The organism is uncultured Abyssibacter sp. (genome assembly GCF_964000955.1).
Classification (GTDB): Bacteria; Pseudomonadota; Gammaproteobacteria; order Nevskiales; family OUC007; genus Abyssibacter.
In genome coordinates this window covers 1-9,210 of record NZ_CAXFCL010000020.1, presented here as the reverse complement: position 1 = coordinate 9,210, position 9,210 = coordinate 1, and the positions used below count along the sequence as shown (strand labels likewise).

Annotated in this window: 7 protein-coding genes, 1 tRNA gene and 2 pseudogenes; 3 read left to right on the top strand and 7 right to left on the bottom strand. The window is 64.0% G+C overall.

The window, feature by feature from the left end:
* Positions 1-464, top strand: a pseudogene (locus ABNS06_RS00680) (hypothetical protein); the annotation flags it as partial.
* Positions 465-526: 62 nt separating this feature from the next.
* Here ABNS06_RS00680 and ABNS06_RS00675 read toward each other — a convergent pair.
* From ABNS06_RS00675 to alaS, 4 genes are all read right to left on the bottom strand, one after another.
* A tRNA-Ser gene (locus tag ABNS06_RS00675) sits at positions 527-619 on the bottom strand.
* A gap of 88 nt (positions 620-707) precedes the next feature.
* Positions 708-899: a carbon storage regulator CsrA gene (gene csrA / locus ABNS06_RS00670; RefSeq protein ID WP_348671976.1), complete on the bottom strand. Its 192-nt coding sequence runs from the start codon at positions 897-899 to the stop codon at positions 708-710.
* A 99-nt stretch (positions 900-998) separates the two neighbouring features.
* Positions 999-2,228, bottom strand: coding sequence for an aspartate kinase (locus ABNS06_RS00665; protein WP_348671975.1), 1,230 nt, complete (start codon positions 2,226-2,228; stop codon positions 999-1,001).
* Positions 2,228-4,843, bottom strand: coding sequence for an alanine--tRNA ligase (gene alaS / locus ABNS06_RS00660; RefSeq protein ID WP_348671974.1), 2,616 nt, complete (start codon positions 4,841-4,843; stop codon positions 2,228-2,230). The genes ABNS06_RS00665 and alaS overlap by 1 nt, the downstream gene beginning before the upstream one ends.
* Between alaS and ABNS06_RS00655 the strand changes: the two genes are divergently transcribed.
* The gene (locus ABNS06_RS00655) at positions 4,784-6,412 is read left to right on the top strand and encodes an energy transducer TonB (RefSeq protein WP_348671973.1); all 1,629 of its coding nucleotides are present in this window, start codon (positions 4,784-4,786) and stop codon (positions 6,410-6,412) included. The two genes, alaS and ABNS06_RS00655, sit on opposite strands and share 60 nt — an antisense overlap.
* Before the next feature lie 37 nt (positions 6,413-6,449).
* Here ABNS06_RS00655 and ABNS06_RS00650 read toward each other — a convergent pair whose 3' ends face one another.
* The 3 genes from ABNS06_RS00650 to ABNS06_RS00640 are packed head-to-tail and all read right to left on the bottom strand — an operon-like array spanning position 6,450 to position 8,494.
* Positions 6,450-6,905 carry a regulatory protein RecX gene (locus tag ABNS06_RS00650; RefSeq protein ID WP_348671972.1) on the bottom strand — a complete coding sequence of 152 codons (456 nt, stop codon included), beginning with the start codon at positions 6,903-6,905 and terminating at the stop codon, positions 6,450-6,452.
* Positions 6,906-6,932: 27 nt separating this feature from the next.
* Entirely contained in the window at positions 6,933-7,967 is a 1,035-nt protein-coding gene (gene recA / locus ABNS06_RS00645) for a recombinase RecA (RefSeq protein WP_348671970.1), read from the bottom strand.
* Between the two features lie 26 nt (positions 7,968-7,993).
* Positions 7,994-8,494 carry a CinA family protein gene (locus tag ABNS06_RS00640; protein ID WP_348671968.1) on the bottom strand — a complete coding sequence of 167 codons (501 nt, stop codon included), beginning with the start codon at positions 8,492-8,494 and terminating at the stop codon, positions 7,994-7,996.
* A gap of 104 nt (positions 8,495-8,598) precedes the next feature.
* Between ABNS06_RS00640 and ABNS06_RS00635 the strand changes: the two are divergent.
* Positions 8,599-9,210, top strand: a pseudogene (locus ABNS06_RS00635) (DNA mismatch repair protein MutS); the annotation flags it as partial.

Here is a 9,210-nt window from a genome sequence, read left to right as displayed (position 1 = left end):
GGTTCCGCACCGGTGATCTGGGTGAATACGATGCCGAGGGCCGGCTGCGCATCACCGGCCGGCTCAAGGAGCTCTTCAAGACCAGCAAGGGCAAGTACGTCGCTCCCGCCCCCATCGAGAACAAGCTCGGACACGCCTACATCGAGGCGTCCTGCGTCTCCGGCGCCAACTGCCCGCAGCCGCACGTACTGATCATGCCCAGCGAGGCCGCCCGCGCCCATCTTGAAGACGAGTCCGGCAGGCAGCGGATCGCCGATGCCATCATCGAACTGATCGACGCGGTGAACGCCACCCTGGACCCGCATGAGCAGCTCGCCTTCGGTGTGGTCATCCACGAACCGTGGACGGTGACCAACGGGCTTCTGACGCCGACGCTGAAGATCAAGCGACCGCAGCTGGAGGAGCGCTACCAGCCGCATGTCGACGGCTGGTATGAGTCGAGGGAGCGGCTGCTCTGGATGTAACGAGCCCGTGATTCACTGGACCAACCCAACAAAAAAACCCCGCGATCGCGGGGTTTCTCATTTGGCGGAGAAGGAGGGATTCGAACCCTCGATGAGGCTATAAACCCCATACTCCCTTAGCAGGGGAGCGCCTTCAGCCGCTCGGCCACTTCTCCGGGAGTTGCTTGTTGCCAAGCCGCGGACGCGGCGCGGCCTGCGAAGCGGCCATAATTGTACGTGGCCGCGTCGTTCAGGGCCACCCGGCTATTCGTCAACCGGACTGTTCGCAGCCTCTTCCTTCTGGATGCGATCGTAGATTTCCTGCCGGTGAACGGCGACCGAACGCGGCGCGTTGACCCCCAGTCGGACCTGGTTGCCCTTCACGCCCAGAACGGTGACGGTGACTTCGTCACCGATCATGACTGTCTCACCGATTCGTCGGGTCAAAATCAGCATGCATGTACTCCATGTACAGACCGCAATCGAGTGCTGTCCCAAATTCCTTTTGGGCCATCTCGCGACCGCCCCCTGCCAAGTGGAATCAGAATATCAGAACTACGCGGCCGTCTCCGTGTCGAGCCCAAACGCCGAGTGCAGCGCACGTACGGCCAATTCGAGATACTTGTCTTCGACGACGACCGAGATCTTGATTTCGGACGTCGAGATCATGCGGATGTTGATGCCCTCCCGCGCCAGGGTCTCGAACATGCGCCCGGCGATGCCGGCATGCGACCGCATACCCACTCCGACCACGGAAATCTTCACAATATCCACGGCGCCGGTCACCAAACGCGCTCCGATGCGGTTCGCGACCTCCCGCAACACCTCCAGCGTGCGTTCGTAGTCGTTGCGATGCACGGTGAACGTGAGGTCGGTCGTGCCGTCCGAACTCACGTTCTGCACGATCATGTCGACCTCGATGTTCGCCTGACCTACCGGCGACAGCACCGACGCGGCAATGCCCGGCTGGTCCGGCACGCCCTTGACCGTCACCTGGGCTTCGTCGCGATTGAACGCGATGCCCGAGATCAGCGGTTGCTCCATATCGTCTTCCTCGTCGAGAGAAATCAGCGTGCCGTCGCCATCCTTGAATGTGGACAGCACCCGCAGCGGCACGCGGTACTTGCCGGCGAATTCGACCGCGCGAATCTGCAACACCTTGGACCCGAGGCTGGCCATCTCCAGCATCTCCTCGAAGGTGATCCGCGTCATCCGGCGCGCCCGCGGCTCGACGCGCGGGTCGGTGGTGTAGACCCCATCCACGTCGGTGAATATCTGGCATTCGTCGGCTTCCAGCGCGGCGGCCAGCGCCACGCCCGTCGTGTCCGAACCACCTCGACCCAGCGTCGTGATGTCGCCGGCTTCGGTCACACCCTGGAAGCCCGCGACGATGACAATGCGCCCGGCATCCAGGTCGGCTTCGATACGCTCACGGTCGATGGCCTGGATCCGCGCCTTGCCGTGGGCATCGTCGGTAACGATGCGGACCTGTCCACCGGTGTAGGACCGCGCCGGCACATCCATCTGCTCGAGCACCATCGCCAGCAACGCGATCGTGACCTGCTCGCCGGTGGACAGCAGCACGTCCATTTCACGCGGCGTCGGATGTGCGCTGGCCTCCTTCGCCAGGCCGATCAGCCGATCGGTTTCGCCGGACATCGCGGACACCACGACCACCACCTTGTGTCCGTCGGCGCGGCTGGCCGCAACCTTGGAGGCCACGTGCTTGATCCGTTCGACGGTGGCCACCGAGGTGCCACCGAACTTCTGGACGTACAGGGCCATCAGGCGCTCGCCTTGGTATCGAGTTGAGACTGCAACCAGTTCCGGGCGGCATCCAGTGCGGCATCCAGCCTGCCCGGCTCGCTGCCACCAGCCTGCGCCATGTCGGGTCGGCCGCCACCACGTCCGCCAACCTCGGCGGCGGCGACATTGACCAGTTCCCCGGCCTTGATCCTCGCGGTCGCATCCTTGGAAACACCCGCGATCAACAACACCTTTTCGCCCTGCACCGCGCCCAGCACGATGGCCGAGGTGCCCAGCTTGTTCTTGAGCTGGTCGACAGTGTCGCGCAAGGTCTTCACGTCGGCGCCATCCAGGCGCGCCGCCAGCGTGGCCACACCATCGACCACGGTCGCCTGGGCCGCCAGGTCGGAGCCCTGGGACGAGGCCAGCTTGCCCTTGAGCTGCTCCAGTTCCTTTTCGAGCTGGCGTGTGCGTTCGACCAGACCCGCAACCTTGCCCTCGACCTCGTCCGGCGAGGACTTCACCAGCCCGGCCACGGCGCCCAGCCGCTGCTGCGCACCGCGTACCCAGTCGAACGCATCAAGCCCGGTCACCGCCTCGATCCGGCGCACGCCTGCCGCCACGCCCGACTCGGAGGTGATCTTGAACAAACCGATATCGCCCAGCCGCCGCACATGGGTGCCGCCGCACAGCTCCGTCGAATACTCGCCGAACTGCAGCACACGTACCTTGTCGCCGTATTTCTCGCCAAACAGCGCCATCGCACCGGCGGCGATCGCGTCGTCGTAGCTTTCCTCGCGCACGTCCGCCGGTGTGTTGGTCAGGATGCGCGCGTTGACCCGCTGCTCGATCTCAGCAAGCTGATCCGGGGTCACCGGCTCGGGTTGCGAAAAATCGAAGCGCAGCCGGTCCGGCGCCACCAGCGACCCCTTCTGGGCGACATGCGGCCCCAGGATTTCGCGCAATACCGCATGCAACAGATGCGTGGCCGAGTGGTTGCGCATGATCGCGGCGCGCCGCGCCGCATCGATGCGGGCGTCGACCTCGTCACCCACCCGCAGCGTACCGCCAGACAGCGCGCCGATGTGGCCAAAGGCACCGCCCGGCTGCTTGCGCGTGTCGGTGACGTGAAACACCGCTTCGCCAGCCGCCAGTTCGCCGGTGTCGCCAACCTGTCCACCGGATTCCGCGTAAAACGGCGTGGCGTTCAGCACGACAATGGCCTGTTGGCCCGGCTCGATCGCGTCCACCTTTTCACCGTCGACGATCAGCGTGGTAACCGTGCCGCGGCCCTGCTGTTCCGTGTAGCCGAGAAATTCGGTCGCGTCGGTCACGGCGACACCGGACTCGGTCGTGCCGAAGCGACTGGCAGCACGCGCCCGTTCACGCTGCGCGTTCATCGCGGCGTCAAACCCCGCCATGTCTACGGTCACGTCGCGCTCCCGGCACACATCGGCGGTGAGGTCGACCGGAAACCCGTAGGTGTCGTACAGCTTGAACGCGGTCTCGCCGGGCAGGACATGGCCGTCGATCTCGGCCAGTGCACCGTCCAGCAACTGCATGCCCTGAGCGAGGGTTTCGGCGAAGCGCTGTTCCTCGCGGCGGATGGTCTGTTCAACATGCGATGCGGCTTCGGCCAGTTCGGGATAGGCCTCGCCCATCTGTTCGACCAGTGGGGCGACCAGCTTGTCGAAGAATGGCTCGGAGATGCCGAGCTTGTACCCGTGGCGAATCGCCCGCCGCATGATGCGACGGAGCACGAAACCGCGACCCTCGTTTGAGGGCAGCACGCCGTCAACGATCAGGAAGGCCGTCGCGCGAATATGGTCGGCGATGACCTTGAGTGAAGGGTGATCAAGATCTTCCATGCCCGCCACACGGGCTGCGGCCTTGATCAACGCCTGGAAAAGATCAATTTCGTAGTTGGAGTGCACGCCCTGCAACACGGCGGCCAGGCGCTCCAGACCCATGCCGGTATCGACGGACGGCGCCGGCAGCGGCGTCATCGAGCCGTCGGCGGCACGGTCGAACTGCATGAACACCAGGTTCCAGATTTCGATGTAGCGGTCGCCGTCCTCTTCCGGCGTGCCCGGCGGGCCACCGGCCACTTCCGGCCCGTGATCGTAGAAGATCTCGGAACAGGGCCCGCAGGGGCCCGTGTCGCCCATGGTCCAGAAATTGTCCTTGGCGCCGATCCGTGAGAAACGCGCAGGATCCACACCGAGTTCATCCAACCAGATCGACGCAGCCTCGTCGTCCTCCTCGAACACCGTGACCCAGAGCTTTTCCGGCGGCAATCCCAGTCGCTCGGTCAGGAACGTCCAGGCAAAACCGATCGCTTCGCGCTTGAAATAGTCCCCGAAGCTGAAATTGCCCAGCATTTCGAAAAACGTATGATGTCGAGCGGTGTATCCGACATTGTCCAGATCGTTGTGCTTTCCGCCCGCGCGTACGCAGCGCTGCGAACTCACCGCACGCACGTAGTCACGCTGCTCTTGCCCGAGGAACGTCTCCTTGAACTGCACCATGCCGGCATTGGTGAACAGCAGGGTCGGATCGTTTCCGGGCACGAGCGAACTGGAACGCACGATCGCGTGTTCCTGCTCGGCAAAATAGTCGAGAAACTGCTGTCGAATCTGGGCCAGTGTGATCATCGGCGGATGACGTCGGCGGACGGAAAAGGCGCGAAAGGATACGGCACGCGGGGACCAAACCCCAAACCTGAAAGAGGCAACCGTAGTCAGCCCATGCTCAATCGAATCATCAGCCGCTCCAGACGGTCTCTACCTCAGCCCTCCATCACCTCACTGAGCAAGCACGCCGTCCTCGTGATGCTGATCGGTTGTCTGCCGGTCGCGGACCTCCAGGGAGCGGAACTGCCCAGCCCGGGAGGGCCCTTCGAGTTCGCCGTTCGACTCTACGCGGACCAGGAACTGGAGGAAGCACGCGGCAGGTTTGAACACCTGGCGCACCTGGGCTTTTCCGAAGCTCAGCGCAATCTCGCGGTGATGCTGGTCAAGGGCGAAGGCGGTGATCGCAATCTGCCGAGCGCCTACGCGTGGCTGGCGGTCGCAGCCCAGCAAGGAGATGCCCAGGCGAAGGCGCTGCAACCAAAAGCCTTGGCACTAATCCATGACGAGGACGAACGCGCCAGCGCACTGAAACTTGCCGAGCAGTGGCAGCAGAGTTACACGCTAGACGCCGTCATGCATGCGCTCGAACCGGAATACAGCACAGCGCAGGAAAAACCGGTTACCTGGGAATCGCTCGACGGCATCAAAGTTGTCGATCGGGTGCAACCCGTGTATCCGCCGCGGTTGGCAAACCGCGGTATTGAAGGATCGGCTCATCTTCAGTTTCTCCTACCTGATCATGGCCATCCTCGAGACCTCAGGCTGATCTCCAGCGCACATGAAGACTTCACGGCAGCCACCGCCGCCGTTCTACCGAAATGGAAGTTCGCGCTCGAATCACCGCCTCCTGCCCATCTCTATGAACAACGTATCAACTACACAATCGGCAGCAGCCACAAATTCGAACAGGCCACGCAAGACCGAATCGAGGCTCTGGCATCCAAAGCGGAGTCAGGTGATGTGGCGGCGATGTATCAACTGGGCTGGGCGCTCGAAGCCCTGCCCGTGGAGGACAGCACGCTGACCAAAGCGCAGTCGCTGCGCTGGCTTCACGCCGCGGCGTTGGGCGGACTTCGCGATGCGGCGTACGACTTGAACACCCGCGTTCGCCAGGGCTCCGGTTGCGTGCGCGACGTAGAAACCGCCACGCGCTGGAAGGACCTGGCGGCCGGGCTGAGGCAGCCGGACGCCTTGCGCTCGCTCGCGAACGAACGGCTGCGAGCCGGAAATCAGTACGAGGCGATCTACTACATCAAGGGCGCAGCGGCATCCAGTGGCCGACCCACCGACACGGCCAGACTGGCTTGGATGCTGGCAACGATCGACTTGGACGCCGAACGACAGGGCCAACGCGCCTTGGATCTCATGGACTCGATCAAGTCGACCTACCTGGACCAGGCTGCCTGGCACGAAATCCGCGCCGCCGCGCTGGCGGAAACCGAACAATGGAAGGCAGCAATCCAGGAGCAACGCAGAGGCATCCGGCTGCTGCAACAGTCCGACATTCCGACCGCGGACGCCAAATCACGGCTGGATGAGTACCAGGCACAACGCGCATTGCGGTTACCACTGGACAGCACACCATTCTAGAAGCACGGCCGCCTTATGCCGTGAGGCGCGACGCCGTCTAATCCAGCAGCAGCCGACCGATGACGTCGGAGGAAAAACCACGACTGGCCAGAAAGCGGGCACGCCGGGCCGTCTCACGACGGTCTGCCGCAGGTCGCGAACCAAACTTCGAATCCAGGATAGCCCTGGCCTCCTCCGGCCAATCGACGTCAAGCGCTTCCATCACCTGTTCGATCAAGCCAGCCTCGACACCGGCGGCCTGCAACTTCTGACGGATCATCAAAGGTCCGTGCCCGCGATTCAGCGACGCTCGGACCCGAGCCTCCGCGAACCGCACATCGGATTGGTAACCGTCACTCGCCAGCTCGACGAGCACGGCGTCGACCGCGTCGCGATCGTCAAAGTGACGCGCCAGCTTTCGTCGCAGCTCGGCGGCGGAATGCTCACGCGCGGCAAGCAGCGTGATGGCCTTGTCGCGAATCTCCGCCGGGTCGGTTTCGGCGTCGCTGCTCATCGCCGAAGGTGGTCGAGACGCCTAGCGCTACTCGGCGCCGACTGCCTCTTCCTCGACCGCTGCGGACGTCTTTTTCGGCAGCAGGATTTCGCGAATCTTGGTCTCGATCTCCTGCGCGAGTTCCGGACGCTCCTTGAGATAAATCCGGGTGTTCTCCTTACCCTGGCCGATGCGGTCGCTGCCGTAGCTGTACCAGGAGCCGGACTTCTCGATGATGTTGTTGGCGACACCGAGATCGATCAGTTCACCCAGGCGCGAGACACCCTCGTTGTAGAGAATCTCGAATTCGGCCTGGCGAAACGGCGGCGCCATCTTGTTCTTGACGACCTTGACGCGGGTCTGGTTACCGATGACCTCATCGCCCTTCTTGACCGATCCGATACGGCGAATGTCCATGCGCACCGAGGAATAGAACTTCAGCGCGTTGCCGCCCGTGGTGGTTTCCGGGCTGCCGAACATGACGCCGATCTTCATGCGGATCTGGTTGATGAAGATGACGATGGTGTTGGAGCGCTTGATGTTGCCGGTGAGCTTGCGCAGCGCCTGGCTCATCAGCCGGGCCTGGAGACCGACATGGGAATCCCCCATCTCGCCCTCGATTTCCGCTTTCGGCACCAGCGCGGCCACCGAGTCGATGACCACGATGTCGACAGCGTTGGAGCGCACCAGCATGTCGGCGATTTCCAGCGCCTGCTCGCCGGTATCCGGCTGGCTGACCAGCAGGTCGTCAACGTTGACACCCAGCTTGGCCGCATACTGCGGGTCCAGCGCGTGCTCGGCATCAATGAACGCCGCCGTGCCGCCGGCCTTCTGCGTCTCGGCCACGCAGTGCAGGGTCAGCGTGGTCTTGCCCGAGGATTCCGGGCCGTAGATCTCGACGACACGGCCGCGCGGCAGTCCGCCGATGCCCAGCGCGACATCCAGCGTCAGCGAACCCGTGGACACGGCATCGATATCACGCGCTGCGCCGGCATCGCCCATGCGCATCACGGAGCCCTTGCCGAATTGCCGTTCGATCTGGCCTAGCGCAGCGGCCAGTGCCTTTTTGCGATTCTCATCCATTACTGTTTATTCCGTCAGTAGTTGGCTCATTGTGCCACAGATCGTGCGCGGGTGATGCAACCATCGATCGCATGCACCACGCTGTATTCCCGCACCGCGTTGCGGTCTCCCTGGAATACACGGGATTCGCAGTGGAAACCGGACAGGTCGGCCCATCCGAACCAGACCAGACCAACCGGCTTGTCCGGCGTGCCCCCGCCCGGTCCGGCGATCCCGGAGATCGCCACGGCAAGGTCCGCTCCCAGGCGCGCGCGCGCACTCGTTGCCAGGCTGCGCACCACCGGCTCGCTAACGGCGCCGTGGGTATCCAGCATCTCTGGCGGCACACCCAGCAGATCACGCTTGGCGGCGTTGGAGTAGCAGACGATGCCGCCGTTGTACCAGGCGGAGCTGCCCGCACGATCGGTGAGCGCCTTGGAGACCCAGCCACCCGTGCAGGACTCGGCGGTCGCCAGCCGCGCGCCCGACCGCATCAGCAGGTCGGCCAGCGCGGCGACGCGTTCGGTGATCAGGGGGTTTTCCTGCATCTGGTAGCGATGATGTCGCAACGGTGAGGAACAGGACCTAGCATATCGCGTTTGCCCAGCCAGTCAGACCCGTCGTGACGAAGTCCAGCACCGCCCACACGCCGATGATGCAGCAGTATCTCGGCCTCAAGGCGCAACATCCCGATCTGCTGCTGTTCTACCGGATGGGGGACTTCTACGAGCTGTTCTACGACGACGCGCGCCGCGCCGCCGAACTGCTGGACATCACCCTGACCAACCGTGGCCAGTCGGCGGGGCAGCCGATCCCGATGGCCGGCGTGCCGCACCACTCGGTCGAACAGTACCTGGCCCGGCTGGTCCGCCTCGGCGAGTCGGTTGCGATCTGCGAGCAGATCGGCGACCCGGCCACCAGCAAGGGGCCGGTGGAGCGCAAGGTCGTGCGCATCGTCACGCCCGGCACGCTGACCGACGAGGCCCTGCTGGACGCCCGTCGCGAAAGCCTGCTGGCGGCCGCATTCCAGCATGACGATCGCTGGGGACTGGCGCGGCTGGAGCTGTCCACCGGACGCTTTGTCGTCAGCGAGCTGGCCACCGTCGAAGCCTTGCAGGCGGAGCTAGCGCGACTGGCCCCGGCGGAACTGCTGATCGCCGAGGGCACGGTGATCACCACCGCGGCGGCCTGTCGCGAGCGACCGCCCTGGCACTTTGATCCGGAGTCCGCGCAGCAACGCGTCTGCGCCGCGTTCGAGGTCAAG

Bases quoted from the DNA above. Each gene is read 5' to 3' on its own strand.
- recA (WP_348671970.1), bottom strand. From the start codon at position 7,967: ATGGATGAGAATCGCAAAAAGGCACTGGCCGCTGCGCTAGGCCAGATC.
- alaS (WP_348671974.1), bottom strand. From the start codon at position 4,843: ATGATCACACTGGCCCAGATTCGACAGCAGTTTCTCGACTATTTTGCC.
- csrA (WP_348671976.1), bottom strand. From the start codon at position 899: ATGCTGATTTTGACCCGACGAATCGGTGAGACAGTCATGATCGGTGAC.
- ABNS06_RS00650 (WP_348671972.1), bottom strand. From the start codon at position 6,905: ATGAGCAGCGACGCCGAAACCGACCCGGCGGAGATTCGCGACAAGGCC.
- ABNS06_RS00665 (WP_348671975.1), bottom strand. From the start codon at position 2,228: ATGGCCCTGTACGTCCAGAAGTTCGGTGGCACCTCGGTGGCCACCGTC.
- ABNS06_RS00640 (WP_348671968.1), bottom strand. From the start codon at position 8,494: ATGCAGGAAAACCCCCTGATCACCGAACGCGTCGCCGCGCTGGCCGAC.